Raw genomic sequence first — 26,453 nt, forward strand, 5'->3', positions numbered from 1 at the left:
ATTGGAACGTGTCGTCGCGATGAGCAGGTAATGGATGCGGAGGAACAGAAGGACCTCCTGCTGAGCCTTCCACCGGACGCGCCCGTGCGCACGATACTTCACGCGGATCCTTCACCGGTCAGCCCCAGGTCGCGCATTCGCTTCCACAGGGTCGTCCGCGAGACACCGAGCAGGCGCGCAGCCTCGGATCGGCTGCCAGCCGTATGCCGGAGCGCATCCTCGATCGCCTGCCGCGCTGCCTCGTCCAACGCATCCTCTAGAGACCCCGCGCGTTGGTCGGCAGGAGGATCCAGCACGCCCTCAGGAAACAATTCCTCGGGCCTCAGTTCCTCATCCTCGCTGAGCGCAACGGCACGTTCGATGCGATTGCGCAACTCACGAACATTCCCAGGCCAATCATGCACCGAGAGTGCGGCCAACGCCGCTTCGCCCAGGCGGCGCGGTCCGAGCCCGAAGCGGGCGAGCGTTTCGGCCAGCAGCCGTGCCGAGAGGCCTGGCACATCCTCGGGCCGCTGGCGGAGCGGGGGTATCGACACGGTAAGGACGTTGAGTCGATAGAACAGATCCTCCCGGAACAGGCCCTGCCGCACACGGGTCGCCAGATCGGCATGCGTGGCCGCGACAATGCGTGCCGCGAAAGGGCGCTCCGCGGTAGCGCCAACCGGCAGGAAGCTGCGCTCCTGGAGCAGGCGGAGCAGTTTTGCCTGCAGCTCGGGCGACAATTCAGCGACCTCATCGAGCAGCAGCGTCCCTGCGCCCGCCCGCTCCATGACGCCAATCTTGCGCGCAACCGCCCCTGTGAAGGCGCCGCGCTCATGCCCGAACAGCGTGCTCTCGGCCAGATCACGCGGTATTGCAGCACAGTTGACGGCAACGAAGGGATGCGCGCGACGTGCCGAAGCAGCGTGCAGCAGCCGCGCGGCGACTTCCTTGCCAACACCGGTTTCCCCGGTCAGGACCACGGACATGTCCACCCGCGCCGCCTTGCGGAGTGTCGTCTCCACCGCGCGCATGGCGGCCGAAACGCCGAGCGGCGGTAGCTCCCCTGGATCCGAAGCGGGTGGCGGCCCCGCGAGCGCCGCGCCGAGTTCCGCCATCAGCCGATCCACATCCACCGGCTTGGTGAGATAGTCGCGCGCCCCAGCACGGACCAGGCGTACGGCCTGCTGCACCTCCCCGTAGGCCGTCATGAAGAATGCCGGCATGGCCCCGCAATCGCCGACGAGGCGGCGGTACACCTCCTCGCCTGACATGTCGGGCAAGCGGATATCGCTGACCACCGCATCGGGGCGCAGCGCGCCCGCCTCACGCAGGGCCTCGGCGCCGCTTGTCGCGAGGCGCGGACGATAGCCCTCCAGCCGGAGCCGCTGGACCAGGGCGGGGCCGAGCACCGGGTCGTCCTCCACAAGAAGAATCACCTTCGGGCCGCTCATGCGCGCGCACTCACCGGGATGGCGAGACGAATCATGGTGCCGCCGCCCGGACGCTCCGTCACGGAAGCTCGGGCGTCGAGTGTACCAAGCAGCCCGACCACCACGCCTAGGCCGAGGCCTTTGGGCGGCGCCGAGCCGCTCCCGCCAGTCAGCCGTTGCGCCTGGGCCGGATCGATACCTGGGCCGGCGTCGGCGATCTCGCAGATCAGTGCATCAGCTTCGCGGTGTGCACGCAGTTCCACCGTGCCGCCCGGTGGCGTGGCTTCGCAGGCGTTCAGAAGAAGGTTCAGCAGTACCTGGCGTACCCCGCCCGCACCTGGGGCGATCTCACCATCCGGCAAATCGAGCAGGAGCAGGAGTCCAACGTTCCTGCGCGCTGCAGCGGGGCGGGCGAGGTGGCCCAGATCCTCCAGGTCGGAGCGCAGCAACGGCCGGTCCTCCTCCGCACGATAGAGATTGAGCGTGCTGGTCACGATGCGGTCGAGCGCCGCGATGCCACGGTCGAGGAAGGCGAGGGATTCCTCGCGCACCTCCGGCGCGTCCCCGAAGCGCCGTAGGGTGGAGACGGCGGTGGCAAGACCGCCCAGCGGATTGCGCACCTCATGGGCTATCGTCGCGGCGAGCCGCCCCAGCGCAGCGGCCTGTTCGCGCTCCGTCAGCGCGGCGCTCAGCCTTTCTCGTTCCCGCATCCCCTCGGCCATATGGTTGTAGGCGCGCAGCACGGCCGCGCTGCGCGGGTCGGCCTGCGTCAGGACCGCCTCCGGCAGCGGCACCGGGGCCTGCCGCGCGGCGTCGGACAGGGCCTGTACCAGGACACGAAGCGGGCGACCCAGGCGTCGCATCACCGCCCAGGTCAGCAGCGCGGCGAAGCCAGCGAGTAGCAGGTCCAGCAGCACGATGCCCCAGGCCAACCGTGCGCGCGCAGCCAGGATCGGTGACACGTCGAGTGCGGCGACGACGCGCCCGGCCGGCCCCTCGCTCCCTTCCACCGCGCGGCTGACCCAGGCGGTGCCCGTGCCGGGATCCAGGCGCCAGGAGCCGGCACCGAGGGCCTTGGCGACCGCGGCGGATTTCGTGGGGTCGCCGTGCTGCGCCAGCAGGTCGCCATCCGGGGTGAAGGCGAAGAGGGTTTGTTCGGCGACACCACGCTGCTCGGCAAAGGCGCGGGCCATGCGCGCCGCCACATAGGCACCGTCGCGGGCCTCTAGGCCAGCCCGCACGCTCGCCGCCAGGCCGTCCAGATAGACCTCACCAAGCTGTACCAGCCTGCGGTCGGCCTCGCGGTTCGTGACCTGAAGGGCAAGCTGTGTCGTACCGACTGCGACCGCGAAAACGATCACGCCGGCGGCCGCCGGCAGACGCAGCGCCGAAGGCAGCATGCCGGCGCGCTGTCGCGTGGAGGCGTCGGGATAGGCGTGGACAGACATCGGCACCATGCGAACCTGCGGAACGCCCCCTTGTGAACGGATGCCGGCCTGCAGAGCAACGCCTGACCTGCGATCGCGCTACCACCGCGATATCTGAGCCGGCATGTGAGGCCCGCCCGGGGTCAGCCTCGCCGCAGCCGCTGGGTTGTCCGAGGAGCATGCCCGCGGCATGTCCAAGCAAGGGACCCTGGAGGGGATCCGTCCGTCGCGTGCGGCGTAAGCGGGTCCGCCCGGGCCCGAGTCCTGAGGCGGCGTTCGCGCACAAGCCGGGGTGATGGACGCGCCGGCGCTCGGGCGCTATGTCCAGTTGGATACAACGTTGTCGGGAGATCCGGGATGCGTCGTCGCACTGTCCTGTCTGCCGTCGCTGCGGCGATCGTCTTCGGCAGCATGGGGGTGTCGCGCGCCCAGGGCAGGGGACAGGAGGCCGTAACCGTCTTTGCCGCGGCCAGCCTGACGGATGCACTGCGCGACTTGGGCGCCCAGTGGGCGGCGCGCGGCCATGTCGCGCCGCGCTTCTCCTTCGCGGCCTCTTCCACCCTGGCGCGGCAGATCGAACAGGGCGCACCGGCCGATCTTTTCATGTCCGCCGACGAGGCCTGGGCAGACTATCTGCAGGCGCGCAACCTGCTGGCCAACGCGACGCGGACCTCCCCGCTCGGCAATTCGCTGGTGCTGGTGGCGCCAGCCCCTGCGGCGCGGCCTGTGACCCTGGCGCGCGGCGCCGACCTTGTCGCCTTGCTCGGCCCACGGGGCCGCATCGCCACAGGAGATCCCGCGCATGTGCCGGCAGGGCGCTACGCCCAGGCGGCGCTGACCTGGCTCGGGCAGTGGGAGGCGCTGGCGCCGCGTCTCGCACGCGCCGACAATGTCCGCACCGCGCTGCTGCTGGTCGAGCGCGGCGAAGCGCCGCTCGGCATCGTCTATGCGACCGATGCGGCCGCCAGCCCGGGCGTGCGCGTGATCGGCACCTTTCCCGGCGAAAGCCATGAGGCAATCACCTATCCCTTCGCCCTTACCCGGCGCGCGGAGGGCAACGCCCCGGCACGCGCGCTCCTCAACTTTCTCACCAGCACCGAGGCCATGCCAACCTGGCAGCGCTTCGGCTTCACCTTGCCACGGTGATCCTTTCGGGAGAGGAGTGGCAGGCGGTCCGCCTCAGCCTGGAGGTCGCGACGCGCTCGGTGCTCGGGTCGCTGCTGCCTGCGATCGCTGTCGCCTGGATACTGACGCGCTATCGTTTCCCGGGCCGTGCGCTGCTGGATGCGCTGGTCCATCTGCCGCTGGTCGTGCCGCCGGTGGTGGTGGGCTGGGGGCTGTTGATGCTGTTCGGTATCCGCGGGCCGATCGGGGCGCCGCTGCATGAGTGGTTCGGCGTGCGGCTGGTATTCACGACTGACGGGGCGGCGCTGGCCACCGCGGTGATGTCCTTCCCGCTCATCGTGCGCGCCGTGCGTCTCGGACTCGAGCATGTCGATCCGGGGCTGGAGGCGGCGGCGCGGACCCTCGGCGCGGGACCCATCGACCGCTTCTTCACCGTGACCCTGCCGTTGATGTCGCCTGGCATCCTCGCCGGCGCGGTCACGGCCTTCGCGGCGGGGCTTGGCGAGTTCGGCGCCGTGATCACCTTCGCCTCCAATATTCCGGGCGAGACCCAGACCCTGCCGCTGGCGATCTACAGTGCAACGCAAAGTCCGGGAGGAGAGGCCACCGCGGCGCGCCTCGCCCTGGTTTCCTTTGCCCTGGCAATCTCGGGCCTGCTGCTGGCCGAAGTGATCGCGCGGCGCATGCACCTGCTGCTGGGCCGCAGCTGATGCTGGAGGTGGCACTGCGGCATCGCTTCGGAACGCATGGCTTCGCCCTGGACGCGGCGTTCAGCGCGGCCACGGATGGCGTGACGGCGCTGTTCGGTCCCTCGGGCTGTGGCAAATCCAGCGTCCTTGCCGCGGTCGCCGGGCTGCTGCGGCCCGATGAAGGGCGCATCACGCTGGATGGCGTAGCGCTGCTCGATACGGCGCGGCGCATCTGCATCGCCCCGGAGCGTCGCCGCTGCGCCCTGGTGTTCCAGGAGGCGCGCCTGTTCCCGCATCTGAGTGTGGAGAGCAACCTGCGCTACGGGTTGAAGCGCGCACCGCCTGACGCGGTGGGGCCAGGCTTCGCGGAGGTGGTGGAACTCCTGGGCATCTCTGGCTTGCTGCAACGCCGGCCCGGTCGGCTTTCGGGCGGGGAACGGCAACGCGTCGCGCTCGGCCGTGCACTGCTCTGCCGCCCGCGCCTGTTGCTGATGGATGAGCCGCTCGCGGCGCTGGATGCGGCACGACGCAACGAAGTGCTGCCCTTCCTGGCGCGGATGCGCGATGTTGCACGCATCCCGATCCTCTACGTCACCCATGCGCTGGACGAGGTGGATGCGCTGGCCGACCGGCTTGTGCTGCTTGAGGAAGGCCGGGTGCGCGCCCAGGGCAGCGTCGAGGCGCTGACCGCACGTACCGACCTGCCGCTCGCGGCGCGGCGTGACGCCGGTGTGCTGATCCCCTGCACCGTGCAGCGCATGGCGGAGGGGCTTGCCACGCTGGGATTCCCTGGCGGTGAGCTGGTGACCACCGCACGACCGGGCCCCCCCGGCACGCGACTGCGCGTGCGGCTGCGCGCGCGTGACGTGGCCGTGGCGACCGAGCCACCGCGCGGCATCTCCACGCAGAACATCCTGGCGGTGACGCTGGTGGCGATCGATGATGGCAATGAGCCGGGCGAGGTATTCCTGCGTCTCGCCGCAGGGCCTACCGTGCTGCTGGCGCGCATCACCCGCGCCAGCGTGGCGCGGCTGCAGCTGCGCCCGGGGATGGCGCTGTGGGCGCTGGCCAAGGCGGTGACCTTCGATCACCGCGTGGTCGCCCGCGAGGGTGGCGCCATGCCAGACGAAGAGGAGCCATTGCGGTGACGGGGCTGAGGGGCAGGGGCGCTCCATGAGTCGCAAGGCCCATCCGGAGCCGATCGAGGCCGGTCAACTCGTGCTGCGCATCGACCTGCCGCGGGGGCGGATCGGGCCGGGAAAGATTGATCTGCTGGAAGCGATCGACCGCGAAGGATCGATCTCCGCTGCCGGACGGGCGCTTGGGATGAGCTACAAGCGCGCCTGGGATCTGGTGGATGCGATGAACAGGCTTCTGGGCGTTGCGGTCGTGGCCGCCAGCACGGGCGGCGCCCGGGGGGGCGGCGCCACGCTGACCGATGCCGGACGCGGCCTCGTGGCGGATTATCGCGCCATTGAGCGCGCCGCGCAGCAGGCGACAGAACCGCGCCTCGCCGCTCTGGCACGGCGGACGAAGGGCTGAGTCGCAGCGCGGAAAGGCTTCGCCGGCGGGCGACCGACGGGCGGGTCCAGCCGCGGGGCAGGATCTCCGGCGTCCCGCATCATGCCAAGCGCATGAAGGTTTCACCTTCTTGTCGCTCATGCGCCGGGCAGACCGCATCCGTGCTCCTCGGCTTCGCGGCAGGGGCCGCGGCACGCCATCGCGTACTCGGCCCTGCGGGTCGCAGGTCGGAACTTCCTGCGCCGGGACTCATTACCCCTGAAGCGGCGCCGAAGGTGCGGCAGGCCGCCCATCGGCGCCGCCACTGCCTAGGGCGATGAAGGCCGCGACTGCGGGCAGGTCGAGGGATTCAGGCAAGGCCACCGCATAGACGCCGCCGTGGATGTCGGTGGCATCGATCGGTACGCCCACCAGGCGGGCATCCTCTCCGAGTTCCCCGTCCAGCACCACGCCGATGCCGATACCGGCGGCGATCGCCTCGCGCGCTGCCTCCCGATTTCCGACCTCCAGCCGGACCTGCGGCGCGAGGTTGTGCGATGCCATGGCGCGTTCGAGCATGAGGCGGGTCATCGAGCCCGGCTCGCGCAGCACCAGTGGCCCCGCCGCGACCTGCGCCAAGGTGATGCTGCGCGGCGCCTCGCCCCGCCTCATGCAGGCCACCAGGCGCTGGTCGGCCAGCCGGGTGCAGGCCATGCCCTCGACGGGTTCGAGGAGCGTCATCACCGCAACCTCGATCTCGCACTCGGCCAGCGCCTCGAGCAGTCCTGCCGTGTTGCCCAGGCGCGTGCGCAAGGCCACGCCCGGGTGATCCCGCAGGAAGGCCGAGATCATCGGCATGGCGAAGAAGGGGGTCGAGAAGCCGACCGCGAGGCTGCCATGGCTGAGCCTTCGGCGGTCGCCCAGCGCAGTCTCCAGTTCCTGCATGCGACTCAAGACCAGCCGCGCCCGCACCAGCAGGTCACGACCCGCATCGGTGAGCCGCAGGCGCGGCCGACGATACAGCAGCAACGTGCCGCAGGCGCGCTCCAGCCCCGCCAGGGTGACCGAGACGGTTGGCTGGCTCAGGCCGAGATGCTCGGCCGCTCGGGACAGGCTGCCGCCCTCGGCAACCGCGACGAAACAGCGCAGCGCCGTCAGGCTGATGCGGCCCTCACGCCGCTCGCCCACCATCTCCCTGCCCGGGCCACCGCTTTGCGGAGCGTCAGGCATCTTCGCGAATCGAACATCCGGACATCATCGATGTGTCATTCATCCTCTTGAAAAATATCGTATGATTGGCGGCAGATCATAGCATTATTCTATGATAGGCCGGTTATCGCCTGAAAGCCGAGATCCGGACCCCACGCCCAGACCCGTCGCGGAGTGCGCCATGCAGACCGATCCAACCTTCGCCGCGCCCGGCCGTTTCCTCAAGGGCAACATCCACACCCACTCCAACGTCTCCGACGCACGCCTCAGCCCCGCTGAGGTTTGCGCCACATATCGTGACGGTGGCTATGATTTCCTCGCGCTGACCGACCACTTCCTGCCGAAGTTCGGCTTCCCGATCGTCGATACCCGCCCCTTCCGCGGCGTCGGCTTCACCACGCTGCTGGGCGCGGAGGTGCACGCCCCCGCGACTTCGCTCGGTGAGATCTGGCACATCCTTGCGGTCGGCCTGCCCTTGGACTTCGCGCCGACCGGGCCCCGCGAGACGGGCGCCGAGCTCGCCGCCCGCTGCGTTGCCGCAGGGGCCTTCGTGGGCATCGCGCATCCAGGCTGGTACGCGCTCTCCGCCGCCGATGCGAACACGCTCGCCGGCGCGCACGCGGTCGAGATCTACAATCACACGACCCAGCTGCGCACCGATCGCGGCGATGGCAGCTATCTGGCAGACCAGTTGCTGGCGGAGGGACGGCGCATCAGCCTGATCGCGGTGGATGACGCACATTTCCACTGCCCCGACTGGTTTGGCGCCTGGGTCATGGTGAAGGCTACGGAGAATGAGCCGGATACGCTGTTGGCCGCGCTCAAGGCCGGACACTTCTACGCCACGCAGGGGCCTCGGATCGACGGCATTTCGTGGGGTCGGGACAGCGTCGAGGTGCAATGCTCGCCGGCGATGAGCGTGATGGTACTCGGCCATGGCTCGTGCGCGGCACAGTCCGTCACGCCCCTGCAGACACGGGTCAGCCTGCCGCTGTCGAAGCTGCGGCAGGGCGGCTTCGCCCGCGTCGTGGTCGCCGATGCCCAAGGCCGCCGCGCCTGGTCCAATCCGTACTTCTTCGCGTGAGGCATAAAGCCACGGAGGCGCCAACATAGATCATATCTATTATAGCTGGACGATAAGTAGAATAATGCCATGATGGGCGGTGACGTCCACCCGCCCCCCCTCCGTGACTGCCTGAAGGAAACGCCCATGACCCAAGCCGCCGCCATCCTTGCGGAGATCCGCCATCTGCTGGAGCAGAAGGCCAATGGCCAATACGGGCTCACGCTGATCAACCAGCAGCAGCACGCGCTGCAAGGCGCCTGGTTGGCGGAGCGCGAGGGGAAGGGTGACGCAATGATTACTGCGGCCCTGCTGCATGACATCGGCCACATGGTGCACGATCTGGGTGAGAACCCGGCCGACGCTGGCATCGACGATCGGCACGAGGAGTTGGGCCACGCCTGGCTGATCAACCATTTCGGGCCCGAGGTCACCGAGCCGGTGCGACTGCATGTCGCCGCAAAGCGCTATCTCTGTGCCGTGGAGGCAGATTATTTCGCCAAGCTCTCGCCCGACAGCGTGAAGAGCCTGGCGCTGCAGGGCGGTCCCATGTCGACCGAGGAGGTGCGAGCCTTCGAGGCACTGCCGCACTGTGCCGCCGCGGTGCAGCTGCGACGCTATGACGAACAGGCCAAGGTGAAGGGGCTGCAGACCCCGCCCGTCGCGCATTTCCTGCCCGCAGTGGCCCGAAGCCTGAGGGCCTAAATCGCGCCGCGTGCAGAACGGATCGTCAGCCTGAAGGGGCAGGGGGGCTGCATACGCGACCCTGGCCTCGTCCCGCCGCAGGCCTGATGACCGTGTAACAGGGAGCCGCGGCGTGTTCGCGAATCCGAACGCCACGCTGCCGCTCCGTCCGTCATCGCGAACGTCCGCCGGACGCGCCGCTTGCGATTTGTCGCGGACTCCGCGGGCCCGCCGAACGACGACAGATGGCACGCCGCTTGCGGAGGGCGGGCCATGGATGCGCTGCCCCTCCACCCTCTGGTATTGCCGCTTGTCATCGGCCTTGCGGGCGCAGTCGGCGTCCTGCTGTGTCGGCCCTCCCTTGCCGCGCGCCTTGCGGCGCTGAGCGCCTTGGGCTGCCTCGCCGTCTACGTCGGCATGTCGGGGCAGGTTGTCGCGCACCAGGCGCTTGCCGTGCCGTTCTGGGCGATACCTTCGCTCGGCGTCGCCGGCGGGCTCAGGCTCGATGGTCTCTCGCTTGTCTTCGTTCTGCTGATCGCCGGCATCGGTGCGCTCGTGCTGCTCTACGCCGGCCGCTACCTGCAGGGCGATCCACGCCTGCGCCGCCTCCTCGTCCTGCTGCTGATGTTCATGACCGCAATGCTCGGCGCGGTGACCGCCGACGACGTCGTGACCCTCTTCGTGTTCTGGGAGTTGACGAGCCTGGCCTCCTTCTTCCTGGTCGGTTACGACCACGAGAAGCCGGGGGCGCGCAAAGCCGCACTGCAGGCGCTGCTTGTGACCGGCAGCGGCGGGCTCGCGCTGCTTGCAGGCCTTGTCCTCGTTTCCATCGCCGCCGGCACGACCAGCCTCTCTGGGATCATCGCTGCGCGCGAGTCCGTGCTGGCGCATCCGTTCTCAGTGCCGGCCATGTTGCTGGTCGTGCTGGGCTGCTTCACGAAGTCGGCACAGTTCCCCTTCCATTTCTGGCTACCGAACGCGATGGCCGCGCCGACGCCCGTGAGCGCCTATCTGCACTCGGCCACAATGGTGAAACTGGGCATCTACCTGCTGGCGCGGCTCAACCCGGTTTATCAGGAGGTCGTGCTCTGGCAGGAGTTACTGACCTGGGCAGGGCTGCTCACCGCGGCAACCGGGGCGCTGATGGCGCTGCGCGAGACCGACCTGAAGCGCGTGCTGGCCTGGACCACGGTGACCGCGCTGGGCACGCTGACGCTGCTGATCGGCCTGGCGCCTGAACTCTCCGCGACGGCTGCCGTCACTTTCCTGATCGTCCACGCACTCTACAAGGCGGCGTTGTTCCTGATCGCCGGTATCGTGGACCACGAGACGGGTACGCGCGACGCCACTGCCCTCGGCGGACTCGGCCGTGCCATGCCGGTCACGGCGCTGGCCGCTGTCCTTGCCGCCTTCTCGATGGCGGGGCTCCCGCCCTTTGTCGGCTTCGTCGCCAAGGAGATCGTCTACGAGGCGAAGCTCGCTGCCGGCGGCCTTGCGGGCGTGGTCGCGAGCGTCGGCTTCCTCGTCAATGCAGCGCAGGTCGCCATCGCGGGTCTGCTCTCCTGGCGCCTGTTCTTCGGCCCACTCCGCGCGACCCCGACGCAGCCCCATGACCCGCCGAAATCCATGCTGGCCGGACCGGTACTTCTCGCCGTGCTCGGCTTGTTGGCGGGGGCTGCGCCTTCGGTGCTGGGCGCCTGGCTTGTGGATGGCGCAGTCGCGGCGATCCTCGGGCGGCCGGCTGATGTCGCTTTGAAGCTGTGGCACGGCTTCACGCCGGTCCTGGCACTGAGCGTGGCGACCGTCGCTCTCGGCGCGCTCATCCTGGCCGTCTGGGCACGGCTCGGCCCCAGACTGCGGCGCGCAGAGCCGCTCGACCGCTTCGGCCCGACCGCGGCCTATGATCGGGCGCTGGCCGGGCTGGTCGCCGGGGCGGAGAGCACCACACGTTCGGTCCAGCACGGCAGCCTTCGCGGCTACATGCGCATGCTCCTGCTGGTCGCGGCGCTCGCACCGCTGGCCGTGATGGTCGCTCGCGGTGGCCTCGCGCTGCCTGAGGCCGCGCCGGTCGATCCCCGCGCCCTCGCCTTCCTGCTCATCGCGCTCGGCGCGGTTGCCACTGCGCTGGCCCGCGGACTGTTCGCGGCGGTGATGGCCATGGGCCTCGTGGGCTTCGGCACCGCCATCGTCTTCCTGACCTTCGGCGCACCGGACGTTGCCCTGACACAGTTCAGCGTCGAAGTGCTGCTGGTGGTCATCCTCGCCACCGTCCTCATTCGCCTGCCGCTGCGCACGCGGGATGCGCGCAGCGGGCGGCAGCGAGCAGGTGACGCTGGCGTGGCGGGCATGCTCGGCCTCTGCGTTGGGCTGATGCTGCTCGCGGTGCTCGCCGCGCCCTTCGACTCCAGCCTGGGTGCTTGGTTCGGGGCACAGAGCGTGCCGGCGGGGCACGGGCGGAACGTGGTGAACGTGATCCTGGTGGATTTCCGCGCGCTCGACACGCTCGGTGAGATCGCAGTCCTTGCCATCGCTGCCTTCTCCGTCCTGGCGCTGCTGCGTGGCGTCGGCCGTAACCTGCGAACGGGGGCCTGATCCGATGCATGCTTCGCTGATCCTGCGTGTCTCGGCGCCGATGTTGCTTTGGATTCCCGTGCTCGTTTCGCTCTACCTGCTGCTGCGGGGCCACAACGCGCCGGGCGGTGGTTTCGTTGGCGGGCTCGTCGCCGCCTCTGGGCTCGTCTTCCATGCCATTGCCCGCGGGCAGGCCTCCGCCCTGCGGGTGATGGCCGCCCCGCCCGCAGCCTGGTGCGGCGTAGGGCTGCTGTTGGCGCTGAGCAGCGGTTTGCTCGCCTGGATCGATCCTGCTGCGGGCTACCTGACGCATCGCTGGTGGTTCGCGGATCTGCCGGTGACGCTGCCGCTCAACACCGCCTTCGTCTTCGACGTAGGGGTCTATTTCGTCGTCATTGGCACGATCACCGCGATGGCCTTCGCGCTGGTGGCTGAGGAGTAGGCCGCATGGAGATCCTTCTTGCCGCGGCCATCGGCGTATTGGTCGCCGCTGCCGCCTACCTGCTCCTGGCGCGCGACTTGCCACGCGCGCTGCTCGGCTTCGTGCTGCTCGGCACGGCTGCCAACCTGACCATCTTCGCGGCAGGTCGGATCGGTACAATGGCACCGCCGCTGGTGGATCAGGGGGCGCGTGTGCTGGCCAGCGACGCCGCGAGTCCGCTGCCGCAGGCGCTTGTGCTGACCGCGATCGTCATCGGCTTCGGCCTTGCCGCTTTCGCGCTGGTGTTGATCCGCAGCGCGCAGGATGCCTTCGGCACGGCGAGCACCGAAGAGATGCATGACGCCGAGCGGGTGGACGAAGCGCCCGTCCCGGCCGCATGCCTACCCGTCCCTGCCACGCCATCCCGGCAGCAGGAGGCCGCGTGATGCGCCAATTCCTGCTCGTCGCACCGATCCTGATCCCGCTTGCCGGTGCATCGCTGACAGCGCTTCTCTGGTCGCGCCCGACAGCGCAGCGTGCCATCGGCCTCTCAGCCGCAATCGCCCTGTTCATCGCCACGCTCGCCCTGCTGGTGGAGGTGATGGAAGGCGGCATGGTGGTCGGGCAGATGGGCAACTGGCCTGCCCCCTTCGGCATCACCTTGGCGGTGGATCATCTGTCCGCGGCTATGCTGGCGATCACCGGCGTGATGGGCCTCGCCGTTGCCGTCTATGCGATGGGCCCCGGCGCGCAGGAGCGCGACCGCGCGGGCTTCCAGCCCCTGTTCCACGGATTGTTGATGGGCGTGGCCGGCGCCTTTTCCACGGGCGATCTATTCAACCTTTATGTCTGGTTTGAGGTGATGCTGATCGCCTCCTTCGGGCTGCTCGTGCTCGACCGCACGCGCGAACAGCTCGATGGCGGCTTGCGCTATGTGATGCTGAATCTTGTTGGCACCACCTTCTTCCTGCTCGCCGTAGGCCTCATCTATGGGATCACAGGCACGCTGAACCTCGCCGATCTTGCGCGCGTGGCGCCGGAAGTCCAGAACCAAGGGGTGCTGGCAGCGACGGCGATGCTGTTGCTGGTCTCCTTTGGCGCCAAGGCGGCGGTCTTTCCGCTCTTCAACTGGCTGCCAGCCGCCTACCACACGGCGTCGATGCCTGTGGCAGCGATCTTCGCGGCGTTGCTGACCAAGGTTGGCGTCTACGCCATCATCCGGGTCTTCACGCTGGTCTTCGCACATGACCACGCGCTGTTCGGACCGATCCTGGCCGGCATCGCGATTGCGACAATGGTCGTCGGCGTGCTCGGCGCGGCGGCGCATTACGACATGCGGCGTATCCTTTCGTTCCATATCATCAGCCAGATCGGCTACATGCTGATCGGTGTGGCACTGATGACGCCGCTCGCGATAGCGGGCAGCGTTCTCTACATCATCCATCACATCGTGGTTAAGGCGAACCTGTTCCTCGTCGCCGGGATAGTCCGGCAGGTTGGCGGTTCGTTCGCCCTCGCCCGCATGGGCGGTCTGTGGGTGTCGGCACCGATCCTTGGCATCCTGTTCCTCATTCCTGCACTGTCACTGGCCGGCATTCCGCCACTCTCCGGATTCTGGGGCAAATTCGTCGTCATTCGCGCCAGCCTGGAAGCGCAGGCCTGGCCGCTTGCCTTCGTCGCGCTGGCCGTGGGCGTGCTGACGCTCTACTCGATGATCAAGATCTGGAACGAAGCCTTCTGGAAAGCCGCGCCGGAAGTGGCGCCGCGGGCGGAGTGGACACGCGCCGAGCGAGTCGCGACCTACGCGCCGGTCGTGGCGCTCTGTGGCGTGACACTGGCGATAGGGCTGTGGACAGAACCCTTCGCGGCCTTCTCGCTTACCGCCGCCGACGCGTTGCTCGACCGCGAGGGCTATATCGCTGCGGTACTTGGCCCCAACGCCGTCCGGCTGGCGGAGGCCGCGCCATGAGGATCGCGCTCGCCTGGGCTGGCGTCGGCGGTACCTTCATCGCTGAACTCGCCAAATCCACCTGGGCCACGATTCGCGCCGTGCTCGGCCCGATGGAACGCCTGCGGCCGGCGATCCTCGCCGTGCCGCTTGATGTCCGCTCGCCGACAGGCATCGTGCTCTTCGCCGACATGGTGACGCTGACGCCGGGCACGACGAGCCTCGAGGTCTCAGCGGATGGACGCACGCTCTATGTCCACGTGCTCGATGCGCCTGACCGCGAGGCTGCGATCACAGGCATGAAGACAACCTTAGAGAGCCGCACGCGGGAGGTATTGCCATGACCGATGGCCTGATCCCTGGCCTGATCCCGTTGGCGGCGGCGTTGGCGGCCACGATCGTGACGCTGGGCATTCTCCCGGTCGCGTTCCGGCTTCTGGTCGGCCCCTCCGCCGCCGACCGCGCGATTGCAACCGATATGCTCGGGCTGCTTGGGGCCTGCCTCGCCGCGCTCACCGCGGTGCTGGCCACGCATGCAGCCTTCCTCGATATCGCACTAGGCGTCACGCTGGTCGGTTTCCTTGCTGCAGTTGCCTTCGCCCGCTTGATGGAGCGCGCGAGCGCGCCGCCGGCCCCGGGCCCCGCCGAATGAGCACGTTGCGCGAGATACTGGCTGCCCTGCTGCTGGTGGGCGGCGCCGCAGTGGTGGCGCTTGCTGCGCTCGGCGTGGCGCGGCTGCCGGACCCGTTCAGCCGGATGCACGCTGCCGCAAAGGCCGGCGTTGCCGGGGCTGGCCTGCTTCTGCTGGGCGCCGGGCTGGCTTTCGGCACGACGGCTGCGATGCTCACCGCGCTCGCAGCGGTCGGCTTCCTCGTGGTGACCGCGCCAGTCGCCTCGCACGCCCTTGGCCGTGCCGCCTATCTGGCAGGCGCCCCCCTTGGCGCCGCGTCGCTCGCAGATGCCCTCGCCGGTGTCCTCGACCGTCGCGTCTTCGACATCGATCCCGCCCGCACGGCCCGGTCCCGGCCGATAGCCCCAGTCACGCGACGAGAGGAACCCGCCATGAGTGCGATCCCGGAGTTCCGTCGGCCGGTCGAAACGTCCCTGCGCGGCGCGCCGGCCACTGACCCGGTGGCCCTGCGCCACATTCTCTGCTGCCTGGTCGGCGGCCCACACCAGGAGGCGGCGAGCGCAACGGCCTTCGACCTCGCCATCCAAGCGGGCGGGCGCCTGACCGGCCTCTCGGGCGCAGGGTTGGAACCCCGGACATGGCGCGGCGCGCTGCCGGTCGGTGGTGCCTTCTGGGCGCATTGGATGGCCGCACGCAGCCGCCAACGGTTGCGCGAGAATTGCGCCGCTGCCTTGCAGGACTTCCAGCGTCGGGCAGCCGCTGCCCCTGAACTGCTGGCCGGCGCACGGCATGAAGAAGGAGCGACGGTCGATCTGGCGCGCACGCTCGCCGGCCATGATTGCGTGGTGCTACCCGCGGAGGTGGGGGCACATGGGGTCGCCTGCACGCCGGGGGAGGAGATCGCTGCATCGCTTGCGCGCTCCAGACTGGTGCCAGTGCTTCGCGTGCGGCGGACGGTGGCGGCAGTGCGCTCCGTGCTCCTGGTCGTGGGAAGCGCACCCGCCTGCGGCACGGTCGCTGCGGGATTGTTGCGGATAGGGTTGTGGCCCAACGCCACGCTCTCGATCCTGCCTGTCACGGCCGATCGGCCTGGGGTCGCGGCGGCGGTGGCGGCGCAGGCCGAGCTTCTGCGCGCGGCAGGCCGCGAGGTGCGGCTCTTGTCCCCGCTTGAGGGCGAGTTTGAAGTCGATGCGTTCCGCCTGCGGCTGTCCACTTTCGACGCAGCTGTGATGTCCTGCCTGTCGACCCATCATGGCGGCGTCTTCGACATGCTGCACAGCTGCGCGCATGAGGTAGTCGCCGACGTCGTTCCGATAGTGCTTCTGCCCTAGCGACCAGCGCGAAGGACATTGTCCCTTATGCGGCGGTTGAGCAGAGGCGCTCCGTTCAGAGTGGAGTGCGGCCGATGGGCGTTGTTGTCGTTCGGCGTGGGGAGCATGCCGCGACTTCGCCCGGCTGAGGCCTGGAAGGGCGTGGCGCAGGCCCATTCGCGGCTGCCTGCCTCGATGAAGTGCTTGGCCTTGCCGTTGGTCCAGGGAATGTGGGTCAGGGTGGCACCATCACATTCCGCGAGCAACCAACCGCGCGGAGGGTAGAGACCGCGAGGCCCAACTGCCGGACGATGGCGGGGGCGGATTGTCGTTGGCGACTCGGTGCCTCGATCTGCGCACTCGTCTTGGGTGAGAGGCGCCTTGGGCTGCGAAGCGGTCGGGCGGATCGGTCCTGCAACCCCTGCATGCCCGTGACGGCATAGCGGTCGCGCCAATTGCGGACTGTCTTGGCGCTCAGCTCCAAGGCTACGGTGACAGCGCTCGCCGGCTGCCCTTCTGTCAGTCGCCGCACAATCGGCTTCCGACCGATGCATGGTTTCGAGCACCATTGATCCAGATGGATCGATCTCTTGCTCTGGAAGAGGCTGAATCTACAGCACGAAATCGAGAAACACTGATTCGGTGTTTCCCGATAGTGCCGCAGGCATTCTCATCGTGTCGATCGGGGCTCCGAGTTGCTGGGTCTCGGCGTCCAAACCTCGGCGCACAAACCCAGCCCGGGAGGGAAAACCTCCATAGCAATGACGGCTAGCGGCGACGGATTCGCCATGCGACACAGGCGCAACAGAGACGGAGTGAGCGATGGACGCGGTGCCGCCCTTCCCGCTGATCGAACTGTCCGGCGCGCCCGAGGCGCGCGGCGAATCCTATGGCCGGCAGGCGGCCGAGCGCGTCCGCCGCAGCCTCGGCCACTACCATGCGCAGCTCACGCAGGGCGGGCTGGACGCGGCGCGCATCCGGGCGCTGGCGCGCGCCTTCGTTCCGCGAGTCGAGGCTTTCGATCCCGCCTATGTGGCCGAGATGCGCGGCATCGCGCGCGGCGCCGAGGTGGCCTTCGAGGACATCATGCTCCTCAACTGCCGGACCGAGATCCTGCAACTGGCCAAGCGCGCGCCGCCGCCGGAGGACGACCCGGATGGCTGCACCGGCGCGATCCTGCTGCCGGAGGCAACCGCGGATGGCGCGCTGCTGCACGGGCAGAACTGGGACTGGAAAAGCGAATGCGCCGAGACCGGCGTGGTGCTGCGCATCCGGCGCGAGGACGGGCCCGACATCCTCACCTTCGTCGAGGCCGGCGGCCTGGCGCGCGCCGGGCTGAACGCGGCCGGCATCGCGGTGACGGCGAATTATCTCGAATCCGACCGCGACTACAGGCAGGAAGGCGTGCCGCTCTCCCTGCTGCGGCGCAAGGCGCTGGAACAGAGCCAGGTCGCGCTGGCGATCCGCACCTTCTACGCCACGCCGAAATCCGCCTCGAACAACATCATGGTCTCGCACGCCTCGGGCTTCGCGATCGACATCGAATGCGCGCCGGACGAATCCTTCCTGCTGGAGCCGCAGGAGGGCATGCTGGTGCATGCGAATCACTGGCGCTCGCCCGCCGCGCTGGCGAAGCTGAAGGACACCGGCATCGCCAACACGCCCGACAGCATCTATCGCGACCGGCGCGTGCTGGAGGCGCTGCGGGGCAAGCGCGGGCGGCTGACGATGGAGGATCTGCGCGCGGCCTTCCTCGACGATTGGCAGTCGCCCTGGTCGGTCTGCCGGCCGCCGCGGATGAACATGGGCGGCAACCTCTCCGCCACGGTGGCGATGATCCTGATGCGCCCGGCCGACGGCCACATGGAGATCGCGCCGCTGCCGGCGCTGAACCGCCACTTCACGACCTACAGCCTGAACGCAACGACCGCGGCGCGGGCGGCGGAATAGCTCAGCCGGTGGCCGCCAGCGCGCGGCGGATCGCCGCGACGGTCTCCTCGACCTGCGCCTCGGTCACGACCAGCGGCGGCGAGAGCACCAGCGTGTCGCCGGCCGCGCGCACCAGCACGCCATCGGCCAGGCAGCGTTCGGCGACCTCGGCGCCGCGCGCGCCCGCCGCGTCCGCGCGCGGGGCGAGGTCCACCGCGCCGAGCAGGCCGCAGCAGCGCACATCGGCGACATGGGGCGCGCCTTCCAGCGCCAGCAGTGCCTGCGCGAAGACGGGTGCGATCCGCCGGGCAGCGGCGAACATCCCTTCCTCCACATAGGCGTCGAGGGTCGCAAGACCGGCGGCGCAGGCCAGCGGATGCGCGGAATAGGTGTAGCCGTGCATCAGTTCCGGCGCGCTGCGCGGCGCCGCCATGAAGGCGTCGAAGACGCGCGCGTTCACCAGGGTCGCGCCCATCGGCACGGCGCCATTGGTCAGGCCCTTCGCAATCGTCATGATGTCCGGCGCAACGCCCAGCGCCTCGGCCGCGGTGCAGGCGCCGAGGCGCCCGAAACCCGTGATCACCTCATCGAAGATCAGCAGGATGCCGTGGCGATCGCAGATCGCGCGCAGCGCCTCCAGATAGCCGCGCGGCGGGGGGTACACGCCGCCCGAACCGGTGACGGGCTCGACGATGACCGCGGCGACCGTCGAGGGATCCTGCACCGCCAGGGTCTCCTCCAGTGCCTGCGACCAGCGCGGATCGGCCGGCGGGGCTTCGCGCAGGAAGCGCTGTGCCGGATCATGCGGCAGCGGCAGGTGGAAGACGTCGCCGAGCAGCGGGCCGAAATCGCGCTTGTGCCGCGCGATGCCGCCGACCGAGAGGCCGCCGAAACCGACGCCGTGATAGGCCTTGGCGCGGCCGATGAACTTCACGCGCCCTGCCTCGCCGCGCGCGCGGTGATAGGCCCGCGCAATCTTGAGCGCGGTATCCACCGCCTCCGACCCTGAATTGGAGAAGAAGGCGCGGTGCATCATCGGCACGGCGTCCAGCAGGCGCCGCGCGAAGGCGAAGGCGCCAGGGTGCGACATGCGGAAGGAGGAGACGAAGTCGAGCCTCCCGGCGGCCTCGCGGATCGCGGCGACGATGCGCGGATGCGCGTGCCCGGCATTCACGCACCAGAGCCCGGCCATCATGTCCAGCACCCGGCGCCCATCGGGCGTGATGTAGTGCATGCCTTCGGCGCGTTCGAAGATCACGGGCGCGTCGTGGAAGGCGCGCATCGCGGTGAAGGGCAGCCAGAAGCCTTCCTCGGCTTCCGGCGCGTTGCGGCGCAGATTCATGCGGCAGGCCGCGCGCGGTCGAGCGCGTCCTGCGCCCGCAGCCAGAGCGAGCCGGCGGCGGCGTAGAGCGTGCGGAGCGGATGCAGCGGGATCGGTCGCAAGGGCGTGAGGGGCGGCAGCGGCAGGTCGCGCGGATCGGCGCCGGTCAGCAGATCGGCCATGGTCTCGCCCTGGCCGGTGCACCAGGCGACTCCCTTGCCGTTGTCCTGCATCACCGCGAAGACGCCCTCCGCCAGGCTGAAAACGCGCGGCAGGCGATCGAGCGAGACGCCGACGCGCCCGCCCCAGAAGAATTCCGGCGGCATGTCGGGCAGCGCGGGGTAGAGCCGCGCGCGCATCCGCTCCGGCACGGCGAAGCTGCGCGGGCCCCGCGGCGCGCGGATCGTGCCCTTGCCGCCCACCACCAGCCGTCCCGCCGCATCCCGCCGCCAGTAGCGCAGCACGCGCCGCGTGTCGGAGACCGCCTGATGCCCGGGCAGAACGGGCGTGTCCGCGGGCAGCGGCGCGGTCGCGGTCTGGAAGGACCAGACCGCCATCGAGCAGGCGGCCAGCCCGGGCCACAGCCCCTCCGACATCGCGTTCGTCGCCAGCAGCACGCGCCGCGCGCGCAGCGCGCCGGTCGCGGTCGCCAGCCGCCAATCGCGCCCCTCCGGCCGGATGGCGGTGACGCGCGCCGGGGCATGGACATGCGCGCCCGCCGCCATCGCCGCCCGCGCCAGGCCGCGCGCGAGGGAGAGCGGCTGCACCGTGCCGCCACGCGCATCGAGCCAGCCGCCGAGATAGCCCTCCGCCCCGGTCAGCGCGCGCGCTTCTTCCGCCCCGAGCCAGCGCACCGGCGCGCCGAGCGCGGCCCAGGCATCGTGGCGCTGCCGCGCCTCGGCCAGCGCGACCGGCGTGTCGGCGACCTGGATGTAGCCGTTGCGCGTCGCGTCGCAGTCGATGCCGTGCCGGGCGATCAGCTCGAACAGCCGGTCGGCATCGCCCGCGCCATGCGCGTGCAGCCTTCGCCCCAGCGCCGCGCCATAGGCGGCGACGAGGTCGGCGGCGAGGTGGCGCAGCCCCGGGATCACCTGCCCGCCATTGGCGCCCGAGGCCCCCGCGCCGGGCGCCGTCGCCTCCAGCACCGTCACCGCCACGCCACGCCCGGCCAGGGCGAGCGCCGTTGCGAGGCCGGTATAGCCGGCGCCGACGATCGCGATTTCCGTCTCCTGCACGCCCTCGAGCGGGACGAGGTCGGGGGCGGGCGCGGCGGTGGCCTGCCAGAGCGAGCGCTGCCGCAGGGTCACGGACCCGCGCTCCGCAGATGCGCGGCGAGCAGCGCGGCGGCCTGTTCGGGCGTGCCATCCTCCAGCGCGTCCAGCACGGCCAGATGTTCCCGGCAGCTGTCCTGCACGCGCGCCGCGCCGAAGCGCCAATCGGTGTTGAGCAGCGCGCGCAGCCGGTTCTGCGCGGCCACCGCATCCATGAAGAAGCGGTTCGCGCTGCCCGCGGCGAGGCCGGCATGGAAGGCGGCGTTCATCTCGAAGAAGGCGACCGCGTCCCGGTCGCGCCAGCGTCGCGCCAGCACGGCCCGGTGCGCCGCGCGCATCTCCCGCGCGAAGGCGGGATCCAGCCGATAGCCCGGCTCCAGCAGCGCCGCGGGTTCGAGCGCGAGGCGGAAGCGGTGCGCCGCGGCGCGATCCGCCGCGCTGGCGAGGCCGGGGGTGAAATGCCAGCCCTGCGCCGGGTTCCGCGCCACGACGCCCAGGCCCGCCAGCCGGCCCAGCGCGCGCGCGACGACGCCGCGCGGCTGGCCGAAGCTGCGGATCACATCAGCCTCCCGCAGGGCATCGGCCAGCCGGCCCTCGGCGCGCGCGCGGGCGATGGCGACGGCCAGTTCCTCGGCAGGGTCGGCGCCGGTGGCTTCGGGCAGGTCGCGCCGCGGGTCGGCGACCACCATGGCCCGGCCCTGGCGGCGCGTGACCCCTGCTTCCTCCAGCAGGCGCAGCGCCGCGCGCACCGGCGTGCGGGAGACGCAAAGCCGCGCGGCGAGCATGGCCTCGGCCACCGGCGTGCCGGGGGCGAAGCGCTCGGCCAGGAACAGCGCGCGCGCCGCCCGGGCCAGGTCGTGATGCAGGGAGGTCGCGGGCGCTGCCATGGTTGGCCTTGTGTCTAGCCCCGGTTTAGTATTTCGTGCAACGGGAGAACCGGGGTAGGCACCGGTCGTGACGGGAGAGGGGTTCGGGACCATGCGCCTTCGCGGGCTGCTCGCGGCGTTCATTGCCGCTTCGTCGTTGGCCCTCGCCGCCCCGGCCGCGGCGCAGGAGACGCTGCGCATCCGGCTGAATGCCGACATCCGCTCGACCGATCCGGGCGTGAACCGCGACGCCAATACCGATGGTCTCGTCTGGCATGTGGTGGAGGGGCTGGTGGCGCTGCGCGCCGATGCCTCCGTCGCGCCGATGCTGGCCGAGCGCGTGGAGATGTCCGAGGACGGGCGCAGCTACACCTTCCCGCTCCGCCAGGGCGTGCGCTTCCACAACGGCCAGCCGCTGACCTCGGCCGACGTCGCCTTCGCGATGCAGCGCTACATGCGGCGCGAGACGAACTGGCGCTGCCGCCCCGATCTCGATTCGGCGGTGACGCGCATCACCGCGGTGGAGACGCCGGATGAGCGCACCGTGGTGATCCGGCTCGAACAGCCCTCCGCCCTGTTCCTGACGATGCTGGCGCGCCCCGATTGCGGGCAGACCGGCATCTGGCACCGCGACAGCCTGAACGCCGACGGATCCTGGCGCGCGCCCATCGGCACCGGGCCCTTCCGCCTCGGCGAGTGGCGCCGCGGGCAGTTCGTGGAGCTGACGCGCTTCGAGAACTACGCCCCCCTGCCCGGCACGCCGGACGGCCTGGCGGGGAACAAGACGCCGATGGTCGAGCGCGTGCGCTTCACCGTGATCCCCGACGACGCGGCGGCGCGCGCCGCGCTGCTGGCGGGCAACATCGACATCCTGCCCGATGCGCGCTCCCGCGACCTGCCGGAACTGCGCCAGCGGCCGGGCATCTCCGTCCAGTCCGCGGCGTCGATGGACCTGCAGGTGCTGCTGATGCAGACGCGCGACCCGCTGCTGCAGGATGTGCGCATGCGCCGCGCCATCGCGCTCGCGCTCGATGTGCCGGAGCTGGTGCGCGCCGTGAGCGAGGGCACCTCGCGCCCTTCGCGCGCGCCCATCCCGGTCTCCTCCTCCTTCTTCACCCCGGCCATGGCCGAGGTGCCGGCGCGCGACCTTGCCCAGGCGCGCCGCCTGGCCGCCGAGGCCGGCTATCGCGGCCAGCGCCTGCGCATCGTCACCACGCGCCGCTACGAGGCCTTCTACGAGATCGCGGTGCTGGCGCAGGACATGCTGCGCGATGCCGGCATCGAGAGCGAGCTCGAGGTGCTGGAATGGGCGACGCAGCTCGATCGCTACACGCGCGGCGACTACCAGATGATGGCCTTCGGCTTCTCCGCCCGGCTGGACCCGTCGCTCTCCTTCGAGATGTTCACCGGCCCCAAGGCGACGCAGCCGCGCAAGGCCTGGGACAACCCCGAGGTCCAGGCGATGCTCGAGCAGACGATGCGCGAGACCGACGCGAACCGCCGCCGCGCCACCTTCGAGGCGATGCACCGCCGCCTGCTGGAGGAGGTGCCGATCGTGGCGCTCTATTCCTCCGTCACCCATGGCGTGACGCCGCGTCACGTCCAGGGCTTCGGCAGCTGGGCGGTGGACGCGCCGCGCGCCTGGGGTGTCAGGATCCAGCGGTGACGCGGCCGGGACCGGCCGCGGGACGCTGACTTGGCCGGCTACGTCCTGCGGCGGCTGCTGCTGGCCCTGCCCACGCTGCTGCTGGTCGCCGCCGCGGTCTTCTTCCTGATGCGCGCCGTCCCCGGCGATCCGGCGACGCTCATCCTGGGCGACGCCGCGACGCCGGAGGCGGTGGCCGATCTGCGCGCGTCCTTCGGCCTGGATCTGCCGCTGCCGATGCAGTTCCTGCTGTGGCTGGAACGCGTGGCGGCGGGCGATCTCGGGCGCTCCATCACAAATGGCGAGGCGGTCGGCCCGCTGCTGCTGGACCGCTTCGCCGTGACCGCGCCGATCGTGCTGGCGGCCGTGGGCGCCGCCGCGCTGCTCGCCCTGCCGCTGGGGATGCTGGCGGCGTGGAAGCAGGATTCGCTGACCGATGTCGCGACGGTGGCGGCCGCCACCTTCCTGCTTTCCATCCCGTCCTTCTGGCTGGGGCTGATCCTGCTGCTGGTGTTCGGACTCTGGCTCGGCTGGGTGCCGGTCGTGGGCTGGGTGCCCTTCGCCGAGGATCCCTGGCGCGCGCTGCACGCCATCCTCCTGCCCATCGTGACGCTCGCGCTCGTCGAGGCCGGGGTGCTGATCCGCATGGCGCGTGCCTCGACCGTGGAGGTGCTTCGCCTCGACTACGTGGCGCATGCGCGCGCCAAGGGCGTGCCCGAGGGCCGCGTGCTGGCACGCCACGTCTTTCCGAACGCCTTCGCGCCGACGCTGACGCTGATCGGCATCGTGCTCGGCAATCTGCTCGGCGGCATCGCGGTGATCGAGACGGTGTTCACCCTGCCCGGGCTCGGCCGGCTGCTGGTGGATGCGATCTTCGCGCGCGACTATCCGGTGATCCAGGGCGTGATGCTCTTCGTCGCCGCGATCTACGTCGCCGTGAACCTCGCCGTGGACCTGCTCTACCCGGTCTTCGACCCGCGCGTGACGGCGGGCTGAGGCGCGATGCGGCTGCGCCCCAACCTCGTGATCGGCGGCACGCTGCTCGGCTTCGTGCTGGCGGTGGCCGCACTCGCCCTGGTCTGGACGCCCTATGACCCGGTGCGGACGAATCTGCGCCGCCGCCTGCGCCCGCCCTCGGCCGAATATTGGCTCGGCACGGATGAGTTCGGCCGCGACGTGCTTTCGCGCCTCATGACGGGGGCCGTCACCAGCGTGACGGTGGCGGCCGCGACGGTGGTGGTGGCGCTGCTGCTCGGCCTGGCGATCGGGCTGGCCAGCGGCTACCTCCGCGGCTGGGTGGACCGCGTGCTCGGCGCGCTGAACGACACGCTGCTGGCCTTCCCGGGGATCCTGCTGGCACTCGGGCTGCTGGCGGTGATCGGCCCCTCGCGCTGGGGCATCGTGCTGGCGCTGGGGCTGGCCTATGCGCCGACGGTCGCGCGCGTGGTGCGCGGGGCGGTGCTGTCGCTGCGCGAACGGGAATTCGTGGAGGCGTCGCGCGCGCTGGGCAATTCGGAAGTCTACACGCTGCTCCGCCATGTGCTGCCGCACACCGTGGCGCCCGTGACGGTGCTGGCGACCTCGCTGTTCGGCTGGGTGATCCTGTCGGAAAGCGCGCTGTCCTTCCTCGGCCTCGGCGTGCCGCCGCCGGCGGCGACCTGGGGCAACATGCTCGCCGCCGCGCGGCCCTTCATGCAGGACGCGCCGGTCCTTTCCATCGCGCCGGGTGCGATGATCGCGGCCTGCCTGCTCGGCGCCAACCTGCTGGGCGACGCGCTGCGCGACCTGCTCGACCCGCGGGAGAGCACATGACCGCGCCGCTGCTCCAGGTGGAGGGGCTGAGCATCGCCGCCGGCGCGCGGCGCGTGGTGGCGGACCTTTCCTTCGCGCTCGCGCCGCGCGAGGCGCTGGCGCTGGTCGGCGAGAGCGGCTCCGGCAAGTCGGCCACCGCGCGTGCCGTGATCGGCCTGCTGCCGCCCGGGCTGCGCCATGCCGCGGGGCGCCTGCTGCTCGGGGGGGAGGATCTGGCCGCCGCAGCACCGCGGCTGCGCGGCCCGGGCATCGGCATGGTCTTCCAGGAGCCCATGACCTCGCTGAACCCGGCCCATACGGTCGGCGCGCAGATGGAGGAAGGCCTGGCACTGCACACCCGCCTGACCCGCGCGCAGCGCCGCGACGCCTGCGTGGCGATGCTCGAGCGCGTTGGCATCGCGGACGCCGCCGCGCGGCTCTCCGCCTTCCCGCATGAATTCTCGGGCGGGATGCGCCAGCGCATCATGCTCGCCTCCGTCATGCTGCTGCGGCCGCGCCTGCTGATCGCGGACGAACCCACCACCGCGCTCGACACGCTGACCCAGGCCGAAGTGCTCGACCTGATGAAGGCGCTTGTGCAGGAGCAGGGCAGCGCGCTGCTGCTGATCACCCATGACCTCGGCCTGGTGGCGCGCTATGCCGACCGCGCGCTGGTGATGCAGGCGGGCCGCGCGGTGGAGGAAGGCCCGGCCGCGGCGCTGCTCGCGCAGCCGCGGCAGGACTACACGCGCGCCCTGGTGGCGGCCCTGCCCCGCCGCGGCCCGGCGCGCCCGCCGCGGCCGCCCGAGCCGCCGGTGATCGAGGCCCGCAACCTTTCCGTCGCCTATGCTGGGCGGGGCGGCTGGCTGCGCCGTGGCCAGCCGGTGGCGGCGGTGCGCGAGGTCTCGCTCGCGATCCGGCCCGGCGAGGTCGTGGCGCTGGTGGGCGGCTCCGGCTCCGGCAAGACGACGCTCGGCCGCGCGCTGCTGCGCCTCACCCCCACCACGGGCGGCGAATTGCTGTTCCGCGGGCAGGACGTGACGCAGGCCGCCGGGCCGGCGCTGCTGCCCTTCCGGCTGGCCTGCCAGATCGTGTTCCAGGACCCCTATTCCTCGCTCGACCCCCGGATGCGGGTGCGCGACATCGTGGCGGAGCCGTTGCGCCTGCCGGCCGGCCTGCCGCGCCCCGAACGCCTGGCGCGGGCGGAGGCGATGCTGGAGGAGGTCGGGCTCGGCGGCCTGGGCGAGCGCTTCCCGCACGCGCTGTCCGGCGGCCAGCGGCAGCGCGTGGCGATCGCCCGCGCGCTGGTGCGCGACCCGGTCTTCGTGGTGGCGGATGAGGCGGTCAGCGCGCTGGATGCGACCGTGCGCAAGCAGGTGCTCTCGCTGCTGGCCGCGTTGCAGCGGCGGCGCAGCTTCGCCTGCCTCTTCGTCACGCATGACCTCGGCGTGGTGGAGGAAATCGCGGACCGCATCCTCGTCATGCAGCAGGGCCGCATCGTCGAGGAGGGCGAGCGGGACGCCGTGCTGGACCATCCGCAGCACGACTACACGCGCGCTCTGCTCGAAGCCGCGCCGCGGCCACCGCGCCTTGCGCCTTGACTCAAAGGGCTGCTTCCGAGGCTCCAGCGAGGGGTGCGG

Annotated in this window: 25 protein-coding genes; 18 read left to right on the plus strand and 7 right to left on the minus strand. The window is 70.5% G+C overall.

Going from position 1 to position 26,453, the window contains the following annotated elements:
- Positions 1-98 precede the first annotated feature (98 nt).
- Both AC2D9U_RS22240 and AC2D9U_RS22245 read right to left on the minus strand, forming a co-directional pair.
- The gene (locus AC2D9U_RS22240) at positions 99-1,433 is read right to left on the minus strand and encodes a sigma-54-dependent transcriptional regulator (RefSeq protein ID WP_484753321.1); all 1,335 of its coding nucleotides are present in this window, start codon (positions 1,431-1,433) and stop codon (positions 99-101) included.
- Entirely contained in the window at positions 1,430-2,860 is a 1,431-nt protein-coding gene (locus tag AC2D9U_RS22245) for a sensor histidine kinase (protein ID WP_484753323.1), read from the minus strand. Before AC2D9U_RS22245 ends, AC2D9U_RS22240 begins: the two co-directional genes overlap by 4 nt.
- A gap of 336 nt (positions 2,861-3,196) precedes the next feature.
- Between AC2D9U_RS22245 and modA the strand changes: the two genes are divergently transcribed.
- The 4 genes from modA to AC2D9U_RS22265 all read left to right on the plus strand — a co-directional run bounded on the left by modA (position 3,197) and on the right by AC2D9U_RS22265 (position 6,195).
- Complete coding sequence (gene modA / locus AC2D9U_RS22250) at positions 3,197-3,985, plus strand: molybdate ABC transporter substrate-binding protein (protein WP_484753325.1); 789 nt, start codon at positions 3,197-3,199, stop codon at positions 3,983-3,985.
- The gene (gene modB, locus AC2D9U_RS22255) at positions 3,982-4,674 is read left to right on the plus strand and encodes a molybdate ABC transporter permease subunit (protein ID WP_484753327.1); all 693 of its coding nucleotides are present in this window, start codon (positions 3,982-3,984) and stop codon (positions 4,672-4,674) included. Before modA ends, modB begins: the two co-directional genes overlap by 4 nt.
- Positions 4,674-5,801: a molybdenum ABC transporter ATP-binding protein gene (gene modC / locus AC2D9U_RS22260; RefSeq protein ID WP_484753328.1), complete on the plus strand. Its 1,128-nt coding sequence runs from the start codon at positions 4,674-4,676 to the stop codon at positions 5,799-5,801. The genes modB and modC overlap by 1 nt, the downstream gene beginning before the upstream one ends.
- Before the next feature lie 70 nt (positions 5,802-5,871).
- Entirely contained in the window at positions 5,872-6,195 is a 324-nt protein-coding gene (locus tag AC2D9U_RS22265) for a winged helix-turn-helix domain-containing protein (protein WP_484753331.1), read from the plus strand.
- Between the two features lie 231 nt (positions 6,196-6,426).
- Here the strand turns inward: AC2D9U_RS22265 and AC2D9U_RS22270 are convergent, their stop codons facing one another.
- On the minus strand, positions 6,427-7,383 hold the full coding sequence (locus AC2D9U_RS22270) for a LysR substrate-binding domain-containing protein (protein ID WP_484753333.1): 957 nt from the start codon (positions 7,381-7,383) through the stop codon (positions 6,427-6,429).
- A 160-nt stretch (positions 7,384-7,543) separates the two neighbouring features.
- On the opposite strand from AC2D9U_RS22270, the gene AC2D9U_RS22275 reads away from it, so the two are divergent.
- The 9 genes from AC2D9U_RS22275 to AC2D9U_RS22315 all read left to right on the plus strand — a co-directional run bounded on the left by AC2D9U_RS22275 (position 7,544) and on the right by AC2D9U_RS22315 (position 16,011).
- A complete protein-coding gene (locus tag AC2D9U_RS22275; protein WP_484753335.1) occupies positions 7,544-8,446 on the plus strand; it encodes a PHP domain-containing protein in 903 nt (300 codons plus the stop codon).
- Between the two features lie 126 nt (positions 8,447-8,572).
- Positions 8,573-9,130, plus strand: coding sequence for a phosphonate degradation HD-domain oxygenase (locus tag AC2D9U_RS22280; RefSeq protein ID WP_484753337.1), 558 nt, complete (start codon positions 8,573-8,575; stop codon positions 9,128-9,130).
- 252 nt (positions 9,131-9,382) lie between these two features.
- A complete protein-coding gene (gene mbhE, locus AC2D9U_RS22285) occupies positions 9,383-11,701 on the plus strand; it encodes a hydrogen gas-evolving membrane-bound hydrogenase subunit E (RefSeq protein WP_484753339.1) in 2,319 nt (772 codons plus the stop codon).
- Positions 11,702-11,705: 4 nt separating this feature from the next.
- Positions 11,706-12,122, plus strand: coding sequence for an MnhB domain-containing protein (locus tag AC2D9U_RS22290; RefSeq protein WP_484753340.1), 417 nt, complete (start codon positions 11,706-11,708; stop codon positions 12,120-12,122).
- A gap of 5 nt (positions 12,123-12,127) precedes the next feature.
- The gene (locus tag AC2D9U_RS22295; protein ID WP_484753342.1) at positions 12,128-12,547 is read left to right on the plus strand and encodes an NADH-quinone oxidoreductase subunit K; all 420 of its coding nucleotides are present in this window, start codon (positions 12,128-12,130) and stop codon (positions 12,545-12,547) included.
- On the plus strand, positions 12,547-14,070 hold the full coding sequence (locus AC2D9U_RS22300; RefSeq protein WP_484753344.1) for a proton-conducting transporter transmembrane domain-containing protein: 1,524 nt from the start codon (positions 12,547-12,549) through the stop codon (positions 14,068-14,070). Before AC2D9U_RS22295 ends, AC2D9U_RS22300 begins: the two co-directional genes overlap by 1 nt.
- On the plus strand, positions 14,067-14,393 hold the full coding sequence (locus AC2D9U_RS22305) for a Na+/H+ antiporter subunit E (RefSeq protein ID WP_484753346.1): 327 nt from the start codon (positions 14,067-14,069) through the stop codon (positions 14,391-14,393). The genes AC2D9U_RS22300 and AC2D9U_RS22305 overlap by 4 nt, the downstream gene beginning before the upstream one ends.
- Positions 14,390-14,701 (plus strand): MrpF/PhaF family protein, encoded by a 312-nt coding sequence (locus tag AC2D9U_RS22310; RefSeq protein WP_484753348.1) that lies wholly within the window; start codon positions 14,390-14,392, stop codon positions 14,699-14,701. Before AC2D9U_RS22305 ends, AC2D9U_RS22310 begins: the two co-directional genes overlap by 4 nt.
- Positions 14,698-16,011, plus strand: coding sequence for a cation:proton antiporter (locus AC2D9U_RS22315; protein WP_484753350.1), 1,314 nt, complete (start codon positions 14,698-14,700; stop codon positions 16,009-16,011). The genes AC2D9U_RS22310 and AC2D9U_RS22315 overlap by 4 nt, the downstream gene beginning before the upstream one ends.
- A 214-nt stretch (positions 16,012-16,225) precedes the next feature.
- Here the strand turns inward: AC2D9U_RS22315 and AC2D9U_RS22320 are convergent, their stop codons facing one another.
- On the minus strand, positions 16,226-16,522 hold the full coding sequence (locus tag AC2D9U_RS22320; RefSeq protein WP_484753352.1) for a helix-turn-helix domain-containing protein: 297 nt from the start codon (positions 16,520-16,522) through the stop codon (positions 16,226-16,228).
- A 290-nt stretch (positions 16,523-16,812) separates the two neighbouring features.
- Between AC2D9U_RS22320 and AC2D9U_RS22325 the strand changes: the two genes are divergently transcribed.
- Positions 16,813-17,940, plus strand: coding sequence for a C45 family autoproteolytic acyltransferase/hydrolase (locus tag AC2D9U_RS22325; protein WP_484753353.1), 1,128 nt, complete (start codon positions 16,813-16,815; stop codon positions 17,938-17,940).
- Position 17,941: 1 nt separating this feature from the next.
- Here AC2D9U_RS22325 and aptA read toward each other — a convergent pair whose 3' ends face one another.
- Genes aptA through AC2D9U_RS22340 form a run of 3 tightly spaced genes read right to left on the minus strand, consistent with a single transcriptional unit; the run spans position 17,942 to position 21,398 of the window.
- Positions 17,942-19,261, minus strand: a complete 1,320-nt coding sequence (gene aptA, locus AC2D9U_RS22330) for an omega-aminotransferase AptA (protein WP_484753355.1) — start codon at positions 19,259-19,261, stop codon at positions 17,942-17,944.
- Complete coding sequence (locus AC2D9U_RS22335) at positions 19,258-20,547, minus strand: NAD(P)/FAD-dependent oxidoreductase (RefSeq protein WP_484753357.1); 1,290 nt, start codon at positions 20,545-20,547, stop codon at positions 19,258-19,260. The genes aptA and AC2D9U_RS22335 overlap by 4 nt, the downstream gene beginning before the upstream one ends.
- Positions 20,544-21,398, minus strand: coding sequence for a GntR family transcriptional regulator (locus AC2D9U_RS22340; protein WP_484753359.1), 855 nt, complete (start codon positions 21,396-21,398; stop codon positions 20,544-20,546). The genes AC2D9U_RS22335 and AC2D9U_RS22340 overlap by 4 nt, the downstream gene beginning before the upstream one ends.
- A 136-nt stretch (positions 21,399-21,534) precedes the next feature.
- On the opposite strand from AC2D9U_RS22340, the gene AC2D9U_RS22345 reads away from it, so the two are divergent.
- The 4 genes from AC2D9U_RS22345 to AC2D9U_RS22360 are packed head-to-tail and all read left to right on the plus strand — an operon-like array spanning position 21,535 to position 26,414.
- Positions 21,535-23,043 carry an ABC transporter substrate-binding protein gene (locus AC2D9U_RS22345; RefSeq protein ID WP_484753361.1) on the plus strand — a complete coding sequence of 503 codons (1,509 nt, stop codon included), beginning with the start codon at positions 21,535-21,537 and terminating at the stop codon, positions 23,041-23,043.
- A 30-nt stretch (positions 23,044-23,073) separates the two neighbouring features.
- Positions 23,074-24,018, plus strand: coding sequence for an ABC transporter permease (locus tag AC2D9U_RS22350; protein ID WP_484753363.1), 945 nt, complete (start codon positions 23,074-23,076; stop codon positions 24,016-24,018).
- A 6-nt stretch (positions 24,019-24,024) separates the two neighbouring features.
- Positions 24,025-24,834 carry an ABC transporter permease gene (locus AC2D9U_RS22355; protein WP_484753365.1) on the plus strand — a complete coding sequence of 270 codons (810 nt, stop codon included), beginning with the start codon at positions 24,025-24,027 and terminating at the stop codon, positions 24,832-24,834.
- The gene (locus AC2D9U_RS22360) at positions 24,831-26,414 is read left to right on the plus strand and encodes a dipeptide ABC transporter ATP-binding protein (protein ID WP_484753367.1); all 1,584 of its coding nucleotides are present in this window, start codon (positions 24,831-24,833) and stop codon (positions 26,412-26,414) included. The genes AC2D9U_RS22355 and AC2D9U_RS22360 overlap by 4 nt, the downstream gene beginning before the upstream one ends.
- Positions 26,415-26,453: the final 39 nt, after the last annotated feature.

The sequence above is a fragment of the Roseomonas sp. TF40 genome (assembly GCF_057219975.1).